This is a genomic window from Hyunsoonleella rubra (assembly GCF_042684665.1).
Taxonomy (GTDB): Bacteria; Bacteroidota; Bacteroidia; order Flavobacteriales; family Flavobacteriaceae; genus Jejuia; species Jejuia rubra.
On the sequence record NZ_JBHULY010000039.1, the window covers coordinates 266,031 to 285,874 of the forward strand.

Below are 19,844 nucleotides of genomic sequence, written 5' to 3' on the forward strand. Positions count from 1 at the left end.
ATGAAGTGTTTTACTCTGATAAATCTAGTGCTTTTTTGCTGTGTAGTTTTACCAATTAAGGCAGTAGCACAATCTATCAAGGAGAAAACCTTTGTTCAGAATAATGAAATTACACTTATTGACAGAACTACACTTCAAGATAGTGTAGGCCCGGTTAACTTTGGAAAGCGCAATCTTATTCGTGCCATAGAAGCGTCCGGTGGAAAAATTAATAAAGTCCAGAATTCGCTAACAAATACTAAAACCATTACCCTTGTTATTGGTGCTTTACGTGACAGTCTTATCGGTAGATGGGTTGCTGATGAACCCAAGATAAAATTGAATAAACCAGAGGGGGTTTTTTACCAATGGCGAAATACAGAGAAGGGGACAGCATTGGTTGTAGGAGGTACAAACTCCATAGGCCTAGCATACGCTTTAAATGAGCTTGCAGATCAAGTAAATCATAAAGGGCTTGATGCTTTAACCGGGATTGAAAATACTATTGAATATCCCGACAATCAAGTACGTGGGTTGGATAAGTTTATAGCCAGTGAACACGACGATTCATGGTTCTTTTCTGAGGCGTATTGGAAATATTATTGTGGACAGCTTGTTAAAAACCGCTTTAATAGACTTACCTTGATTACGGGCTACAATGATGGCAAAAATCAGGAATTTATGATTCCTGTGTATCCTTACCTTTTTGATGTTCAGGGATTTGAAGGGGTTAGTTTAATTGGGGAATACAAAAATTCTCCAACGCAGTATCTTAATCAGCTAAGGAAAATAGGCAAAACATGCCATGATTATGGGCTGGATTTTGTTTTCGGTATTTGGGGGCATGGCAGGAGCGATGAATTAGTTTCTGGTTTACCCGAAGACGACACGGCATATACTACATATTGCTCGAAAGGCATGCTTTCGCTGTTGCAGAAAGTGCCAGAGATAGATGGTATTCAATTACGTGTAAATTATGAGTCCGGTGTCGGGGGATTTGGGAATACAGCAGACAATTTTTGGAAGGAAATAATCGACGCTATTGCCCTTAGTAATAGCGAGCAGAACAGGAATGTTTTTTTGGACATACGGGCAAAAGGTCTCACAAAACCCATAAGGGAGTTTGTTACTGAAACAGGCTTGGATTTTAGTGTAACCAGTAAATATACCTGGGAAGGTGTTGGGTTGCCATACCATCCCATGGAAATGAGGGAGGGAGAGCTGACTATGTTGTACAACGTTGATAAACGGCAGCGCTATGGTTACGCAGACTTTTTAAGCCGTTCCCGCAATTTCGACTTTATTTATAGGTTATGGGGCGTTGGTACGATGCGCATGTTTACTTGGGCAGACCCCGACTATACGCGCCGGTTTTCGCAAAGCACTAGTTTTGGTAATGCCAAAGGATTTCAGGTAACGCCACCATTGGGGAGAAAGCTAAATACCTGGCGTCTTTTCAAGGATGTCGCCATGGAGTTTTACAGGTGGGAAGATGAGCGCTATTGGGCATGGTATGCATTATTTGGCAGGTTAGGGTATTCCAGCAACACGAAACCAGAGGTTTGGGAGCGGGAATTCAAAGTACGTTACGGCAAAGCCTATAAAAATATTTTGAGCGCTTACAGTTCGGCCAGTAAAGTATTGCCCTTAATTACGTCCTCACACCTTACATTTCACCCCGGCAATTATAACTGGGCTGAAATAGAGAGCGGCGGGGCGCTTTTCGTGCCACACAATGCCAACCCCTATTATGTTCTGAAAAATAGGACCTATCAATCGTCGGAACCCGGTGATCCTGGGCTGTTTTATAGTATAGAGGGTTACGTAAAAGATCAGTTAAAGGATAGCGTCAGGCCAAAAATTACTCCTATGCAACTGGCAAGACGTTTCAGTATTTTGGCCAAAGATGTATCGCGCTCATTGGATAGCATCCGTTTGGTAGATATACGTGAAGCTCATAAAAAGGAATTTATTACAAATGAAATTGATCTCAAAATTTTATCCAATCTAGCGCTGTACCATTCATTTAAAATCAGAGCTGCTACAGACTTTTCATTTTATGAAGAAACGCAAAATCAGGGGTATTTAAAGTCATCATTACAACAGATGTATAAAGCTAAAAGCTGTTGGGTTATCATTGATAGTTTGACGGCCCAGCTATATTTTGAATCACCACGATTTTTGCATGACAATGGCTCGTGGAAGGACCGTTTGGTTGAAATGGATAAGGATATAAAAAAAATAGAGGGCATTATTAAAGACCCCTCTGGAATAGCCACCTTGACCCATTGGAGAGAATTAGAATCGAAAAATGATGAATTTGCCAAAAGTTTAAGGGCGTCAGTCCCCGGTAAAGTACCCTCCAAAGGGGAATTAGCCGTTACTCTGCTAACTGGAGCGAGATTAGACGATTTCCAACAGCCAAAAGTACACTATAGAGAAGCAAATATGACCAAAGGTAAATTTAACGAACTGAATATGGAATGGGACGGCACAAAATATGTAGCTAAAATACCCCTTGAAGAGTTGGATTCAAATTATGATGTACTGTTATATTTTACACTGTTGGATACTAATGGGGAAGCCATAATTTACCCTGGCCTTTATAACGAAACACACAGCATGCCCTACCTCCATATTGAGAGGTAAGGGTTGGAAGTACTTTTCTATCAATATTGTGAGGCCAGCACAAATGATTGACGTTAAAACAAAGTGTCAGTTATAAAGCATATTAAGAAAATAGTTGCACCATAATCCGTGAACCTGAAATAATATGGGCTTCCGTCAGTATTCCCTGAAATTGCTGTTTGATAGTCAATAAACGGCGCAAACACGAGAGTGTCCGTTTAGATTGATCCTTTTCAAAAAAAAGAAAAAATAGGCATATTTTATTGAACCATGATTGTACAGGATAGCTAAAAACCAAAAGTATTATATATTGTGCTGGTCTATAGGGATTTTCTATAGGGTAAAACTATTATTAACTAATAAACATTTAATTTATTATGAAAAAAATTACTTTAAAAATTAGTGCATTTGTATTATTTGCCATGTTTGCATTTCAAGTGCAGTCTCAAACATGTCCTGAAATATATGAGAACCCAGGTTCTTATAAGATTTCAACATGTGGTCTGACGCCCGAGCTTTACATGACCCTTGATCTTAGTTCAGGCGATTTAAAATGGGCGGCAGAATTACCGGGTGATGATATAACTCAAGTTTGGACGATACAGGATCATCCAAATCCAGCTTCTGGTGGCTATGTTTCAATTACAGCAGACCTCTCTTCTCTTAGTGCTGGAACTTGGAGAATGGTTGTAGATCAAACTTCTATTGATGGGAGTGGTTCAGATCCTGAAATTAAAATTACTGCTGCAGCTGGTGGACCAATTAGTGATGCAGGAGATGCAAACTACGGTTGGGACCAGTTTCAAAGAAGAAGAGAGAGTGGTTGGGGAGGCCCTGGAAACAATGCATTGTTCGCTAAACCTCCAGGACAAGGAAACTTAAGATATAGAGATGCTCCATCTGCAGCTGATGATCCAGTACTGTTTCAAAGTCCGGGTGCAATTGCACCGCTTCGTATGCATTTAGTAGCGCTATTGAGCAACGATGAGTTTGATACCAGTTCAATATTTGTGTCTAACCCTGTAAATAATGAAATCACTATTGAAGGTTTGACTTCTAATGTTGAAAAAGTTACTGTATTCTCACTTGTTGGTAAAGAGGTTTTATCAAGAGAATTAAGTGGAGAGTCTTCGCTTAAATTGGATGTTAGCGCATTTACTAGCGGTATGTACTTAGTTAATTTCACTGGAAATGGTGGAAGCTTTACTAAAAAAGTATTAAAGCTATAAGTAAGGCCAATACCTTATTTAATAAAGTTTTTTAAAAACATCCTATGCTGATATTGAGCATAGGATGTTTTTTTTGATTTAAAATATTATGATACTATGCAGAGATTAGCATTTAAAATGAAATTGAACAATGGGCAAAGGGAGGCCTATAAAAAAAGGCATGACCAGCTATGGCCTGAATTGAAACAACTACTTAAGGACAATGGCGTAAGTGAGTACTCTATATTTTTGGATGAAGAAACCAGTACGCTATTTGCTTTTCAAAAAGTATCTGGAGAAGGAGGGTCCCAAGACTTGGCCGATAATCCTGTTGTTAAAAAGTGGTGGGATTTTATGGCTGATATCATGGAAACCAACCCGGACAACTCGCCTGTTTCAATACCGCTGGAGGAGTTGTTTTATTTAGAGTAGCCTTGTTCCACAAGTCCAATAACCGGCTAATAACTAACAGTATAGGGCAGGACACTTTTTGTTTGAATTAGATGTAATTTTATCCGATACATCTTTGGTTAAGGTTATTGCTATAAAAAAGAAAATTATGAAAAAGAATTACCCTCTCAAAAAAATGCTCCATGGTCAGATACTTCTAGTTTTACTTGTGGTGTCTTCAACTATTTTAAACGCACAGGTTGTTTTAGAAAACGAAATTAAGATAACGGATTTTGGACTTCATTTTGATGGAAGCCGAAATAGATCGAACCCCAATACCTCTGAAAGTGGTCAATACGATTATTGGTTTGGCAATAATATTTCGGCACATGGTGATTGCATAAAAACCTATAATGAATATGTTTTTATGACGTGGTATCGCGGAGGAAAAGACGATAGGCATGTCATGCTTAGCAGATACAACACGACAACAGGAACAATGGCGACCATTGAGTTTCCGCATAGGCATACAGGTTATCAAAACCAATGGTGGATAGGGGAATCCCATAATACCATTGGTATAGGGATAAGCCCCATAGACCAAACGATACACTTGATTTATGATATGCACGCCTACAGTAGGACAAAACCTTCTAACGGCAGCTTAAGCGATGATTATTTTAGGTATTCCTATTCTGTAGCCGGTACATTATCGGTTTCTGATGCAGAATTCACTTTAAATAAATTTGTGGAACACCCTTCTAAAACGGGAGTTTATAAACATTTATCATTAAATAGTGGAAGATTGGGTTATCCCGAAGAAGATTATAGCAATTTTAACGGCCTGACATATCCTCAATTCTTTGTAAACGATATGGGAGATCTTTTTATGTATATGCGTGAAAACGGTAATAACAATGGCGCCTACAAGTTTTCTAAATATTCAGCTTCTACATCTACTTGGTCCAATTTCACAAAATTTAATGTTGTAAATGCTAAAAATCAGGGCGAACCTTATAATTGGGGGCTTTATGGAAACATGAAGTATGTGAACGGAAAAATTAGGGTTGGCTTTCAACGAAGATCTTCCAATAACAATGACAAGTACTTATATCAAAACGGTGTGTATTACGCATATTCAGATAATCAGGATGGTTTAAATAGTTGGAAAAACCATCAAGGACAAAGCTTCTCACTGCCGTTATTAAATGCCGATTTTGTCAAAGTAATGGAGCCTGGAGATTATGTGCCAACAACAACAAAAAACGAAGTTTACATTGTTGGTGATTTTGACTGGACAGTTACCGAAAATGGGGATGTACACATAATAAGCAAAGTAAGGGATACTGAAAACAATATTACCAAATACTTGCATACCTATAAACCATCGGGGGCTACTGATTTTATTACTTCGGAAGATTTTGCAGGTGCAACTTCAATTTATACTTCTGGCGATAGCGTATTTATCATAGGCCTAAAAAGCAATAGGGTGTTTATTCAAAAGGCAGAAGGTGGTACCAATAGTTTTACAACAGTGTATGAAGCCACAACCGGAAGAACCTTTGATCACGGCAGGGTGCATATTAATAACGGTAAGCTTTATTATTACTTAATGGAGCGTGGATCTGGCAATGCACTTCCACTTTATTTGCAAATTATAGATTTAGATATTGTAAAAGAGCCGTTTAGGGTATCCTTAACATCACCTTTTGATGGAGACACTTATGAAGTGGATCAAACGATTCAGATTTCAGCTGATGCTGTTGATGAAAATGGAAGTATTTCGAAAGTGGAATTTTGGGTAAATGGTACATATTTTGACGAGGACACTACAGAGCCATACACGATTGACTGGACACCATCAACTGAAGGGGCATACACCCTTCAAGCGGTTGCCTATAATGCAAGTAATGAAACAGTAAACTCCGCCGAAATAGCAGTGAACGCCCAAGCCATTAACCCAAATGATTTGACTGGGGTTGAGTATCGATTTAAGAATGTGGCCACTGGCAAGTATCTTAAATCTTCCTCGAGCTCTACGGATGTGTTTGAGAGTGATTATGTTGAAGGGGATGATGCACTAATTTGGACATTTGTAGCAACCTCTCGTGACGGTCAGGACTATTATAATATTAAAAGCAAGGTTAGAGAAACCTTAAGAGGAGCAGGTCCGGGTCAGGGTAATGCTATTTTTAGTACTTCTAAATCTGCACCAAATGACGATGTCGATAAAATTTGGACTTCGCATTACATTACCACAGATGAGACCTATAGGTTTGAAGTAAGGAATACTGGGAACTATCTTTACAATGATGTAGGTGGTAATTTTATTAACTTTTCTGCGGACGTAAGTGATGTAAGAAGTAAGTGGCAATTGGAGCTAGCAAGCAGTGCACCTTTGAGCATTGATGACAATGTGTTAACGTCGAATGCCGTAATGGTGTATCCAAATCCCTCCAGCGGTAGTTTTAACATTGTACTTGATGGTTTTCATTCGGCCAACGTGACTATTAACGATATGCTGGGTAAAGTAGTTTATAAAACCACCATGAATTCCAACAGAATAGAGGTGCAAAACAACAGTCGATTTAAATCGGGATTATATCTTATAAAAGTAGTTGACGAATACCAGCGTGTATTTCACAAGAAGCTTGTTATAAAATAGGTTAAACAAAACAGTGGTCATATTAAGCCCGGAGAAATTGTCTTTCTCCGGGTTTTTTGCTTTCCAAGAAGATACGTTTAGCCTTGAAGATCGCTAATACAGTATAGCACAGGATATACTTTCTGATGTGTTGCTGTACATTTAAAATAATATTTCTAATACATTTTTGAGTATGAAAAATTGGGGCATGCCGTTCGCGTGCATTATATCTATTTTTTTCTTATTAGGATGTTCACAACAGCCTTCCAAGATACAAATTGTTAAAACTTCAAAAGACGCTCGCGTGCAATTCGCACTGCAGGATTTGCAAATCGCGCTGGGAGATAGATATGTTGAAGTTAATCCCCCAGGGAACGACGCCCCGAATATTACGTTACAGATTGATACTTTAACTCATTTAAGTGAGGAAGGGTTTTCAATAAGAAAGGAGGCGAATAGAATAGTTGTTACGGGATATGACGAAGCAGGTTTAATGTACGGCACTTTGGAATTGGTGGAACAGATTAAACTTTATGGTTTGGAGGGTGTAAAACCAATGGTTCGTAATCCGTATTTAGAAATGCGCGGGCCTAAATTTAATATACCTCTTGATGTACGCACGCCCAGTTATACCGATGTTTCCGATGCGGCCCAGTACAATATTCCACATATATGGGATTTCAGTTTTTGGAAGGATTATATCGATACAATGGCACGGTACCGGTATAACTATATTTCATTATGGAGCTTGCATCCGTTTCCTTCGTTGGTGAAAGTGACTGGGTATGAAGAGGTCGCTTTAGATGATGTTCAACGTTCTACCGTAGAATGGAAGGAAAATTATAATCTTATGGCCATTGGTTTTGATGCCCCAGAAATTTTAGAAAATGTAGAAGTTTTAAAAAGAATAACTATTGACGAAAAAATCGAATTCTGGAAAAAAGTGATGGCCTACGGAAAGCGCAGGAACATTGATTTTCATATCATCACATGGAATATTTTTGACTATGGCACCCAAGGAAAATATGGCATTACGGACGATAGAAATAATGAAATTACCAAAGACTATTTTAGAAAGAGCATTGAGCAACTGTTTGTGACCTATCCAGATTTGGCTGGAATAGGGTTGACAACTGGAGAAAATATGCATGGAGCTTCACGGGAAGAAAAGGAAAATTGGGCTTATGATACCTATGCCAAAGGAATTTTAGATGTTGCCAAAGAAATGCCAGAGCGACAGTTTAAATTTATTCACAGACAACACCAATCTGGAGCAAAGGAAATTGCTGAAAAATTTAAAGCTGTTGTTGATGCCGATAACGTGGAGTTTTTATTCTGCTTTAAGTATGCAAAAGCGCATGTTTATAGTGCTACAAAACAGCCTTATCATGAAGATGCCAACTACTTGGAACAAATTGAAGGTATGAAAACCTTATGGGGTTTGCGTAATGATGACACCTTTTACTTTAGGTGGGGCGCACCAGATTTCACAAGGGAGTTTATCAATAACCTGCCTTACGAAGATGTTGCAAAAGGTATTTACTTTGGTTCGGACCAATGGATTTGGGGACGCGATTTTTTAACAAAAAATCCCTTAACACCCAATCAAATTGAAGTGTCAAAACATTGGTATCAATGGTTACTTTGGGGGCGTTTAAGTTATGATCCTACAATAACAAACGAGCGTTTTAAAGGTTTATTGGCACATAAATTTAAAGGAATAAATGCCGATAAATTATTTTCTGCATGGCAAAATGCTTCTATGGTTTACCCGCTAACAACTGGATTTCATTGGGGCAGTCTGGATTTTCAATGGTATATTGAGGGTTGTAAAAGTAGACCTAAACAGGCGGAGAATGAAACTGGGTTTCATGATGTCAATCGGTTTATATCACTTGGGGTGCATCCTAAATCAGGAAATCAATCCATTCCAGACTATGTAAAAATGGTTTCCAACGGAAGTACCACGACTTTAAAAACACCTTTACAGGTTTCCGAAGAACTCATGAATGTATCAAACAGTGCTTTAAATGTTTTGGAAGAATTTAAGGCTACCGATAGTAGAGAGTTGCAATTCACTTTAAACGATATTAAAACAGTGTCCTTTTTAGGAAAGTATTATGCCTACAAAATTGAAGGCGCAACTTATTTAGCACTATTTAGAAATTCTAACAAAAAGGAGTACCAAGATTTGGCAGTGAAAGCCTTAGAAAATGCACTAGATTTTTGGAAGCAGTATGTGCACCAAGCCATGTTACAAAATCATAATCCTTTGTGGACCAACAGAGTGGGTATTGTGGATTGGATTCAAATTACCGAATGGGTTAAACAGGATATTGAAATTGCAAAACAATAATATATTATGAAAAAATTAAATATAGCCATCGGAATTGTAATTTCGACATTGATAATTTCATGCAGGCAAGAAAGTGATTCCTTAGTTAAGACTAAAGAAGACAGTCGTGCGATTGTTCAAAACAAATCTGATATATTTTACCAATATTCCATTTGGTTCGCTTTTGTTAACAAGGTTTTTGATGGCGATTTAAAAGTTTCAGAACTTAAAACCAAAGGTGATATAGGGTTAGGCTCTTTTGATTTTCTAGATGGCGAATTAGTAATGCTGGACGGAGTTCCATACCGAATCAGGGAAAACGGAGAAATAACAGTGGGGCAAGATGAGGACGAAATTGTATATTCCGATGCTACCTTTTTCAATCAGGATGGTAGCTTTCAAGTAAAAGGACCAATAGATTATGCATCGTTCCAAAAAAGTCTAAATTCGGAAATGGAATCTGAGCATTATTTTTATGCCTACAGAGTACCCGTAAAATTGGATTATATTAAGCTTGGAGGTGTGCCAAAGGTTGAAAAACCATTTACCGATGGGCTTGATGTACTATTGCCTATTCGTCCAGTTTTTGAAGCTGAAAATATAAGTGGCACTTTGGTTGGTTTTTATTGTCCGGAATATATTGGTAATATTAATGCCTTTGGTCATCATTTTCATTTTATCTCTGATGACCGTAAGTGGGGTGGCCATGTGATGGAATTTAAAACACAGCATGATATCGATGTTCCTTGGGATCAAAAAACAAGTTATGCATTCGACCTTCCCAAAAATGAAACGTTTGAAAACGTAAAACTTGATAGTGAGTTTCAGTATAATTAAACGATTTTTGATTTAATATAATTTTATTGGAAGATTATAGCTTTGCATTCTATTTTTCTTTTGGTATTGATAAACTTCAACGACCTGCTAATATGATTGGGGAATTTTTGTAAAATCGAGATACATCAGGACAGTTTTGACCAAAAAAAGTAGGATATTGTTCTATTATATTCAGTATTAAAATTTATTCAAGATTAATGAAGCGTCTGTCTCTATTTTTTAAAATCTCGTTGTTATTTGTTTTTTTGTTGACTGTATCTTGCGAAGAAGCACTAGTCTATCAGGCTAATAATTTAACTGTCTCTGAAGGATTTAAAAATCCAATAGGCTTTTACAATCCGAAACCTACCTTTTCATGGCAATTACCGGTTTCAACAGATGTTGTGTCTCAATCGGGGTATCAAGTTGTTGTAGCTTCTTCGGAAGAATTACTGCCAAATAATCCTGATTTATGGGATTCTGAAGAACAAGTAAGTTCACAGTCCAGCTTTGTAAAATACGAGGGAGCCGATTTGCAATCCCGTCAAAAAGTGTATTGGCAGGTTAGATTTTGGAATCAAGATGGTATCCCATCAATATGGAGCGATATTAATTCCTTTGAATTGGGGTTACTGAAAAACTCTGACTGGAAAGCAAAATGGGCGGGTTTAGATACTGCAAAAGATAGCATAAAAGGGGTGAATAATTTTTTAATGCACAGGCCTCAATATTTGCGAAAAGGGTTCGATTTGCCATCAGATATAGCATCAGCAAGATTATACATCACCGCGAAAGGCGTTTTTGATGTGCATTTGAACGGAAAAGATGTTAGTGATGATGTGTTAACACCTGGCTGGACACCATATAACAAACGTTTTGAAACACTAACCTATGATGTAACCGATATGTTATCTTCAGGAAAAAACGCAATTGCTGTAGAATTGGCATCTGGTTGGCATTCAGGAAGAATTACCAGAGGAACAGCTGTTTATGACTTTTTAGCATCTCCAAAAGTGTTATGTCAGTTAGAAATCACTTTAAAAGATGGTTCAAAAAAAACCATTATTTCTGATGAAACTTGGAAAGGCACAACAAATGGGCCAATACGATTAGCAGGTCTGTTCGATGGTGAAGTGTATGATGCAAATTTGGAAATGCCCAATTGGACAATGAATACGTTTGATGATGCCTCTTGGGAAAATACAGAAATAGAACCCATAGCTGATAGTGTAACCTTAGAACCAAAACGTCATGAAACTGTAAAAACAATGACAGTTATTGAGGATGCAGAAATTGTATCATTGACAACATCTTCTGTAATTTTCAATTTGAAACAAAATATGGTAGGTGTACCAAAGGTAAGTGTGCCCATGAAAAAAGGCGATACGTTAAAGATTCGCTTTTCTGAAATGTTATTGTCTGATGGCACGTTTTATACAACAAATTACCGTTCAGCAAAATCAACAGATTATTACATCGCATCAAAAGATGGCCTTATCGAGTACACACCAAAATTCACATTTCACGGATTTCAATATTTAGAATTGTCAGGATTTGATACCTCGGCAACTCCAAATTCAACTTGGGTAAAAGGATTGGTGCAACATTCTAATTTTGAAAAAAATGGAACGTTTACATCATCACACGATAAATTAAATCAACTGCAAAAAAACATCACTTGGGGTTTAAGAGACAATCTTTTAGATATACCAACCGATTGCCCGCAACGTGATGAGCGTTTGGGTTGGACTGGTGATGCGCAAGTGATTTCGCCAACAGCCATGTTTAATTTCAAAGGGCATGCGTTTTGGACGGCATGGTTGCAAAGTATGCGCGAAACCCAATCTGAACACGATAATGGTTTAGTGCCATTTGTGATTCCTGATATATTGCAGAGAAATAGTGCCAGTTCGGGTTGGGGCGATGCCTGTGTTATTATTCCTTGGGATATTTACAATATCACAGGAGATACATCAGTTTTGGAAGAGAATTATGATATGGGAAAAAAATGGGTTGGTTACTATCAATCTAAATCAAAAGACTTTATTCCCAATATTTACTCCTATACAGATTGGTTACAGCCTTACCCATCAAAATCTGGAAAAGAAGGTAATAAAGGCGATACACCAAGATTATTTGTAAATACAGCATATTTTGCCCATTCGGCGCACTTGGTTTCGAAAATGGCAGGTGTTCTTGGTAAAACTGAAGACGAAAAAAAATACAAAGACTTGTATAAAGAAATCGCTCTAGCTTTTGAAAACAAGTTTTTTGATAAAAACGGAAAGTTTAAAAACAAAAAACAAACCCAAACTAGCTATTTATTAGCCATATATTTTGATTTGCTACAACCAGAAACTAAAGCAAAATCGCAACAACATTTATTGGAAGAAATTAAAAAAGCAGATAATCATTTAGGAACTGGTTTTTTAGGAACGCCAATATTACCGAAAGTTTTGGATGATATGGGAGAGGTAGATTTGATGTACGACATCTTGTTTAAGGAAACCTATCCATCGTGGTTTTACTCCATAAATCAAGGTGCTACCACCATGTGGGAGCGCTGGAATAGTTATAGTAAGGCAGATGGGTATAACCCACTGCCCATGAATAGCCTTAATCATTATGCCTATGGGGCAATAGGCCAATGGATGTACGAACGGATTGCCGGTATAGCACCATTAGAACCAGGGTATAAAAAAATTAGAATTGCGCCTGTGCCAAATACTAAGTACTTAACTTCGGCTTCTGCTAGCGTAACTACACCTTATGGTAAAGGGTCATCTTCTTGGAAAATAGATAATACTATGTTCAATTTAGATGTTGTTATTCCGTCAAATACGACGGCAGAAATTCATCTCCCAAAGACTTCAAAACAAGATGCGTTTGTAAATGGTGAAATCTTAGATGAATCTTCTAAGTTTGAATTAATAGAAAAAACCGATAATCATATTATAATCGCTGTAAATTCAGGGTCATATCAATTTCAAACTAAATTAAAATCCGATGAATAAAAAAACAAATGTCAAGATTTATGTTTTAATCTTTTTTAGCTTAATTAGTTTAGGCTTCACCTCATGTGAAGAAAAGGTTTCATTATCAAGCGCAAAAGACTTAACCATTTCCGAAGGCTTTAAAAACCCGCTTGGGTTTTACGACGCATCTCCAACATTTTCATGGAAATTGCCAGTTTCAGATGGTGTTAAGCATCAGTCGGCATACCAAATTGTAGTAGCGACTAGTGAAGATTTGTTGCCCGATAATGCCGATTTATGGGACTCGGGTAAGCAAATGACAGACCAGTCCGTTTGGGTAAAATACCAAGGAAAACCCTTAAAGTCTCGTCAAAAAGTGTTTTGGCAGGTAAAATATTGGAATCAGGATGAAGATGCTTCAGCGTGGAGTTCAATAAACCATTTTGAATTAGGATTACTGAATAACAGTGATTGGAAAGCAAAGTGGATTGGTTTAGATACTAAAAAAGAAAAAATATTAGGAAGTCAAGATAATATTATTCATCGGCCACAATATTTAAGAAAAGGTTTTGAGCTATCTAACGATGTGGAATCTGCAAGATTATATATTACAGCAAAAGGTGTTTTTGATGTTGCAATTAATGGCGAAGATGTAAGTGACGATGTAATGCCTCCAGGATACACACCTTACAAAGAACGCATAGAAACCATTACTTATGATGTTGGCGATTTAATTGAATCAGGTCAGAATACTATTGGAGTAGAATTAGCTTCAGGTTGGCATTCAAGTAGATTAGGATGGAAAAAAGAATTGTGGGTTGATACAGAAACGCCTAAAATATTATGTCAGTTAGAATTAACCATGAAAGATGGTTCTAAAGAAGTAATTGTATCTGATGAAAGCTGGAAAGCTACAACCAATGGGCCAATAAGACTTTCAGAAATTTATGATGGCGAAACTTACGATGCTAATTTAGAAATGCCCAATTGGACAACCAATAACTTTAGTGATAAAAATTGGGAAACGGTTAATACATTTCCTGTAACAGATGCTATTCGTTTAGAGCCAAAAAGACACACTACCGTAAAATCTAAAATTGAATTAAAAGCGAAGGAAGTTGTAGAAAAAGATGGTGCTTTAATTTTCGATTTTCAGCAAAATATGGTTGGTGTACCATTACTTAAAGTACCAATGAAAAAGGGGGAGACACTTAAAATTCGTTTCGCTGAAAAGTTGTCTCCAGATGGTTCGTTTTATACAAAAAACTATAGAACAGCTTTGTCTACAAACTATTATACAGCATCAAAAGATGGTGTTATAGAGTGGATGCCAAAATTTACATTTCACGGATTTCAGTATGTGGAATTAAGTGGGTTTGATACCTCAAAAACCCCATCAACTGATTGGGTAACAGGTTTGGTGCAGTATTCAGATTTTGAAGAAAATGGAACATTTACATCCTCTCACGAAAAGTTAAATCAATTACAAAGTAATATTGTTTGGGGCTTAAGAGGAAACTTTTTTGATATTCCAACCGATTGCCCACAGCGTGATGAGCGTATGGGTTGGACTGCAGATGCACAGGTATTTGGACCAACCTCTATATTTAATGCCGATGTGCATAAGTTTTGGGCAAGTTGGTTACAAAGTGTTCGAGAATCCCAATATGAAAATGGCGGTATTCCTTGGGTAGTACCAGATGTGCTTTTTAACAATAAAGTAAGTGCAGGATGGGGAGATGCCTGTGCCATAATCCCTTGGGATATATACAACAGAACTGGGGATAAAAGAATTCTTGAAGAAAACTTTGAAACCATGAAGGGCTGGGTAGCATACCATGAGGCTACTACCAAAAATTATATTTCTTCTATGGGATTTTTTGCAGACTGGTTGCAACCACTGCCTAAAAACGGCGATAATAGAGGAGATACATCTAAAAGCTTAATTGGAACAGCATTTTTTGCACATTCAGCCAAATTAACGGCAAAAACTGCAGAGGTATTAGGTAAAAAAGATGAACAAGCGAAATATGAGGCTTTATTTAAAACTGTTGCAAATGCTTTTGAAAATGAGTTTTTTGATGAATCGGGGAAAGTAAAAGGCGTTGAAGAAACACAAACCTCATATCTATTAGCATTGGCTTATGATTTATTGTCTGAAGATAAAAGAGAAAATGCTAAAATGTATTTATTACAAAAAATTGAGGAAGCCGATAATCACTTACGAACAGGCTTTTTAGGTACACCACTATTATCACGAGTTCTGGACGAAATGGGGGATACAGATTTAATATATAAACTATTATTTAATGAAACCTATCCATCGTGGTTCTATTCTATTAATCAAGGAGCCACAACTATTTGGGAACGTTGGAACAGCTATAGCAAGGCAGAAGGATTTAATCCGCAAAAAATGAATAGTTTAAACCACTATGCTTATGGCGCAGTGGGCGAATGGATGTACGAAAGAATTGGGGCGATTGCACCATTAGAGGCGGGTTATAAAGCCATTCGTATTGCTCCAGAACCTAAAAGTCCATTAACTTCAGCATCAGCTGAATTAAATACGCCGTATGGAAAAGTGGCTTCTTCATGGGAAATTAAGGATGGTACTTTTACTATAAATATCACTATTCCACCAAATACAACAGCAAAAGTTATACTACCAGGAACTGCAGAATCGATTGAAGATACAAATGATATAAAATCGATGAGCTCAGACACTGGCGATACAGAATTATTGGTGCAACCAGGAACCTACACGTTTAATTCTAAATTATAATGAAACAAGGATTTCAAATAGTTGTTGTTTTGATATTTGGTTTATCCTTAATAAGCTGTAAAAATGAAAAAAAAGAACAAGAAGCTAATCCAGCTGATAAAGTAAAAGTAGAGCCCTCTGTACAAAATGAAGGTAATAATCCTGTAATTCGCCATATTCGAACTGCTGACCCTTCGGCTCATATCTGGAACGATGGTAAAGTGTGGATGTACACCTCTCGTGATATGGAGGACGCAACATTTTACGATTCTATGGATGGGTATCGTGCGTTTTCATCAACAGATATGGTAAATTGGATAGACCATGGCGAAGTATTACATTCCAGAGATATTCCTTGGGGTGCAAAAGGCTGGATGTGGGCACCAACTGCGATTTATAAGAATGATAAATACTATTTGCTCTACCCACATTCTGTAAAAGGCTCAAAAGACGATATGCGATGCGGTGTTGCCGTTAGTGATGTTCCAGAAGGTCCATTTAAAGATTTAGGTTGGATTGAAGGTGTTGAGGGCCAATGGCTAGACCCTTGTGTGTTTGAAGATGATGATGGAAAAGTGTATTTATACTGGGGCGTAAAAGTGCCTAAAATTGCACGTTTAAAAGACAATCTTTTAGAGTTAGCAGAAACACCAAGAACCATTGAATATGGAAGCGATAACTTTTTTGAAGCCAGTTACATGCACAAACGCAATGGTATCTATTATTTTTCTTATAATGCAGGTTTAGGTGGTTTTTACGGAATGGCTAACAATCCGTATGGGCCATTTGAGTACAAAGGTGCTATCAATCCAAAGCAAAGACAAGACCATCATTCTATCGTAAATTACAAAGGGCAAGATTATTTTTTTTACCACTGGCAAAATTGGAAAGGCGGTTCAAAGTTTAGTAGAAACACTTGTGTAGAATATTTGTATTACAATGAAGATGGTACGATACAAGAGATTGTTGCTACAACGGAAGGCGTGCAAAAGATAAATCAATAAACAAACAGACAATTCAATCATAAAAATGAAAATTAAATTATTTTCAGTAGTTTTTTTAGTACTAGTATTTTCTTTATCGAGTTGTAAAAAAGAAGTAAAGCAAAACGAAGACAAAACTTCAGTAGAAACCAAGCAAAAGAAACCAAACATTGTTTACATTCTTACAGACCAATGGCGAGGTTCAGCTTTAGGTTATGCGGGTAATTCCGATGTTAAAACGCCTAATTTAGACGCTTTTGCGAAAGAAGCTATTAATTTTACAAATGCCGTTTCTGTATTGCCGGTGTGTACACCGCATAGAGCATCATTGCTTACTGGAAAGTTTCCAACTACAACGGGAATGTTTCTAAACGATTTGTATTTACCGAGTGAAGAATTGTGTATGGCTGAAATCTTCAAAAAGGAGGGCTATAATACAGCCTATTGGGGCAAGTGGCATTTGGACGGTCATGGCAGGTCAACTTTCATTCCGAAAGAAAGACGTCAAGGCTTTGATTATTGGAAAGCTTTGGAGTGTTCGCATAATTACACTAAAATGCCTTACTATGATAATGACAATACAGAATTAAAATACTGGAAAGAGTATTCGCCGTTTGCAATTGTAAAGGACGCTAACAATTATATTAGTGAACATGCTAATGATGAACAACCGTTTTTAGCTTTTATTTCTATTGCAACGCCACATTATCCGCATAATTCTGCTCCTAAGAAATATAAGGATATGTATCCTCCTGAGTTATTAACACTAGGTCCAAATATTCCAAAGGAATTTGAGGAACGGTGTCGCAAAGAATTACAAGGCTATTATGCGCATGCTACCGCAACAGATGAAGCTATTGGAGCTATTTTGGATAAGCTGAAAGAGCTTGAATTAATAGATAATACCATAGTCGTATTTTCAGCCGACCATGGAGAAATGATGGGGGCGCACGGTGTGAAACCATTCGTAAAGCAATTGGCTTGGGACGAAGCGATTAGAGTACCTTTTTTAATCCGTTATCCTTCTATTGGGGAACATAAAGGAAGTACAGTAAATGCACCTCTAACCACACCGGATATTTTACCATCTTTATTGGGGCTGACCGATATTGAAATACCTGAAGACATAGAGGGCGAAAATTTGGAACAGCTCATAAAAAATCCTAATCCAAATATTGACAGAGTCGCTTTAGTTATGAATCCAGCACCTTTTGGCGCTAATTTCAAAGATGAACCTTATCGCGCCATTAAAACCAAACAATATACGTATGCTAGAACTCCAAGTGGACCAAGTATGTTTTATGATAATATTGCGGATCCTTTTCAACAAAACAACTTAATAGGAAAAGCTGAATTAAGTGATATTCAAATCGATTTAGATAACAAATTAAATAAAGCCTTAACTCAAATTAATGACGAGTTTGGAACACGCGACTTCTATTTGAAAAAGTATAATTATATATTAGACGAAAAGAAAAAAGCGATACCACATTGGGGCTTTAATGAAGGCGAAGGAGCGCTTAAAAATGTAGGAACTACAAAAATGGTGCAATCACCAAAACCAATCTCTAATTAAAATTAAATTATGAAAAATTATTTAGCGCTAATTGCACTTGTGTTTTGCATTTCAAATGTGTTTTCTCAAAGTGAAAAACCAAATATTCTTGTCTTTTACATTGATGATTTACGAGCGGAATTAGGATGTTACGGAAGTGAAACAGCAATTACTCCGAATATTGATAAGTTGGCATCTGAAGGTATAATGTTTAACAAGGCCTATACCCAACAAGCCATTTGTGCGCCTTCAAGAATGAGCACCTTAACGGGTTTAAGACCCGAAACATTAGGGATTTATAGCATTTTTACACCGTTACGTAAAGTACATAAAGATGTCGTAACACTTCCACAATTGTTTAAGCAAAATGGGTACAAAACCATTAGTACAGGGAAGGTATATCATCATTTTGTGGATGATAAAGAAAGTTGGACAGAACTTGTAAAAAGGCCTTCTAATATATATTTAAAACCAGAGAGTCTTGAGGCTATGGCAGGAAAACGTACAAAAGGTCCAGCTTATGAAGATGCGGACGTAGCAGATGATGGCTATAAAGATGGCATTGTTGCAAACGATGCTATTAGAATGTTGAACCAATATAAGGATGACAAATTTTTAATGTTTGTTGGTTTGATGAAACCACATTTGCCTTTTAATGCGCCAAAAAAATATTGGGATTTGCATGATAAAAGTAAGTTTGAAATTCCATTAAAGGAAAAGCCACAAGACATGTACAGGTTGGCTTTGAGTAAATGGGGAGAGCTTAAGAACTATCATGGAATCCCAAAGGAAGACCCTTTGAATGATGATATTACAAGAACCTTAATTCATGGGTATCACGCTTGCGTAAGTTATATGGATGCCCAAGTGGGTAAAGTATTGCAAACTCTGGAAGATTTAGATTTACGCAAAAACACCATGATTATTTTCATGAGCGATCATGGTTATAAAATTGGAGAATATGGAGCGTGGTGCAAGCATTCCAATATGGAAATAGACACGAGGGTTCCATTAATTATAAGTAGAGAAGGAAACTATAAAAAGAGAAATGCGGGCGAATTATCAAATGCATTGGTAGAAAATGTAGATATCTTTTCAACGCTAACCGAAATTTGTGGTTTTGAGACGCCAAAGTCCGACGGTAAAAGTTTAGTTCCAGTATTAGATAACCCTGATGCAAAGTGGGATGAGGTTGCTACAAGCGTTTTTGCAAGAGGTAAAAATATTATGGGCTGTACTGCCACGGATGGAAATTGGAGATATACCGAATGGCGAGATTCTAATTCACATGAAATTTTAGGAGCGGAATTATATGAGCATAAAAATAATCTTTTGTCTTTTATTAATCTATCGGGCAATGAAGCCTACAAGGATGTTGAAGAACGAATGAAAGCACTTTTGGAATCTCAATTCCCAAGAAACGGAGTTCCATTTCCACAAAACGATAATCCAAGAAAATAAAAGCTGGTTGAAGTGAACAAAACATAGCATAGCTCAACATAGCATTAAGGTTGTTAAACCTTAGATAGTGTTAAAAAATTTTTGGTTACCCTATTTTAGATTATTGGTT

Annotated in this window: 11 protein-coding genes; all 11 read left to right on the forward strand. The window is 37.1% G+C overall.

All coding sequences use genetic code 11. From position 1 onward, the window contains the following. The 11 genes from ACFSR8_RS15605 (at position 1) to ACFSR8_RS15655 (ending at position 19,735) form a co-directional block, all read left to right on the forward strand. Positions 1 to 2,628 (forward strand): hypothetical protein, encoded by a 2,628-nt coding sequence (locus ACFSR8_RS15605; RefSeq protein WP_380293718.1) that lies wholly within the window; start codon positions 1 to 3, stop codon positions 2,626 to 2,628. A gap of 356 nt (positions 2,629 to 2,984) precedes the next feature. Beyond that, positions 2,985 to 3,836, forward strand: a complete 852-nt coding sequence (locus tag ACFSR8_RS15610; protein ID WP_380293720.1) for a T9SS type A sorting domain-containing protein — start codon at positions 2,985 to 2,987, stop codon at positions 3,834 to 3,836. Positions 3,837 to 3,932: 96 nt separating this feature from the next. After that, positions 3,933 to 4,247, forward strand: a complete 315-nt coding sequence (rhaM, locus tag ACFSR8_RS15615) for an L-rhamnose mutarotase (protein ID WP_380293722.1) — start codon at positions 3,933 to 3,935, stop codon at positions 4,245 to 4,247. 127 nt (positions 4,248 to 4,374) lie between these two features. Continuing rightward, positions 4,375 to 6,870 carry a T9SS type A sorting domain-containing protein gene (locus ACFSR8_RS15620; protein ID WP_380293724.1) on the forward strand — a complete coding sequence of 832 codons (2,496 nt, stop codon included), beginning with the start codon at positions 4,375 to 4,377 and terminating at the stop codon, positions 6,868 to 6,870. Positions 6,871 to 7,153: 283 nt separating this feature from the next. Next, positions 7,154 to 9,205: a hypothetical protein gene (locus ACFSR8_RS15625; RefSeq protein ID WP_380293726.1), complete on the forward strand. Its 2,052-nt coding sequence runs from the start codon at positions 7,154 to 7,156 to the stop codon at positions 9,203 to 9,205. A gap of 6 nt (positions 9,206 to 9,211) precedes the next feature. After that, the gene (locus tag ACFSR8_RS15630) at positions 9,212 to 10,021 is read left to right on the forward strand and encodes an acetolactate decarboxylase (protein WP_380293728.1); all 810 of its coding nucleotides are present in this window, start codon (positions 9,212 to 9,214) and stop codon (positions 10,019 to 10,021) included. Between the two features lie 197 nt (positions 10,022 to 10,218). Further along, on the forward strand, positions 10,219 to 13,014 hold the full coding sequence (locus ACFSR8_RS15635; protein WP_380293730.1) for a family 78 glycoside hydrolase catalytic domain: 2,796 nt from the start codon (positions 10,219 to 10,221) through the stop codon (positions 13,012 to 13,014). After that, complete coding sequence (locus ACFSR8_RS15640; protein ID WP_380293732.1) at positions 13,007 to 15,757, forward strand: family 78 glycoside hydrolase catalytic domain; 2,751 nt, start codon at positions 13,007 to 13,009, stop codon at positions 15,755 to 15,757. The genes ACFSR8_RS15635 and ACFSR8_RS15640 overlap by 8 nt, the downstream gene beginning before the upstream one ends. Then, positions 15,757 to 16,740 carry a family 43 glycosylhydrolase gene (locus ACFSR8_RS15645; protein ID WP_380293734.1) on the forward strand — a complete coding sequence of 328 codons (984 nt, stop codon included), beginning with the start codon at positions 15,757 to 15,759 and terminating at the stop codon, positions 16,738 to 16,740. Before ACFSR8_RS15640 ends, ACFSR8_RS15645 begins: the two co-directional genes overlap by 1 nt. 25 nt (positions 16,741 to 16,765) lie before the next feature. Beyond that, on the forward strand, positions 16,766 to 18,295 hold the full coding sequence (locus ACFSR8_RS15650; protein ID WP_380293736.1) for a sulfatase family protein: 1,530 nt from the start codon (positions 16,766 to 16,768) through the stop codon (positions 18,293 to 18,295). 9 nt (positions 18,296 to 18,304) lie between these two features. After that, entirely contained in the window at positions 18,305 to 19,735 is a 1,431-nt protein-coding gene (locus ACFSR8_RS15655) for a sulfatase (RefSeq protein WP_380293738.1), read from the forward strand. Positions 19,736 to 19,844: the final 109 nt, after the last annotated feature.

Bases quoted from the DNA above. Each gene is read 5' to 3' on its own strand.
- ACFSR8_RS15605 (WP_380293718.1), top strand. From the start codon at position 1: ATGAAGTGTTTTACTCTGATAAATCTAGTGCTTTTTTGCTGTGTAGTT.
- ACFSR8_RS15610 (WP_380293720.1), top strand. From the start codon at position 2,985: ATGAAAAAAATTACTTTAAAAATTAGTGCATTTGTATTATTTGCCATG.
- rhaM (WP_380293722.1), top strand. From the start codon at position 3,933: ATGCAGAGATTAGCATTTAAAATGAAATTGAACAATGGGCAAAGGGAG.
- ACFSR8_RS15620 (WP_380293724.1), top strand. From the start codon at position 4,375: ATGAAAAAGAATTACCCTCTCAAAAAAATGCTCCATGGTCAGATACTT.
- ACFSR8_RS15630 (WP_380293728.1), top strand. From the start codon at position 9,212: ATGAAAAAATTAAATATAGCCATCGGAATTGTAATTTCGACATTGATA.
- ACFSR8_RS15635 (WP_380293730.1), top strand. From the start codon at position 10,219: ATGAAGCGTCTGTCTCTATTTTTTAAAATCTCGTTGTTATTTGTTTTT.
- ACFSR8_RS15640 (WP_380293732.1), top strand. From the start codon at position 13,007: ATGAATAAAAAAACAAATGTCAAGATTTATGTTTTAATCTTTTTTAGC.
- ACFSR8_RS15645 (WP_380293734.1), top strand. From the start codon at position 15,757: ATGAAACAAGGATTTCAAATAGTTGTTGTTTTGATATTTGGTTTATCC.
- ACFSR8_RS15650 (WP_380293736.1), top strand. From the start codon at position 16,766: ATGAAAATTAAATTATTTTCAGTAGTTTTTTTAGTACTAGTATTTTCT.
- ACFSR8_RS15655 (WP_380293738.1), top strand. From the start codon at position 18,305: ATGAAAAATTATTTAGCGCTAATTGCACTTGTGTTTTGCATTTCAAAT.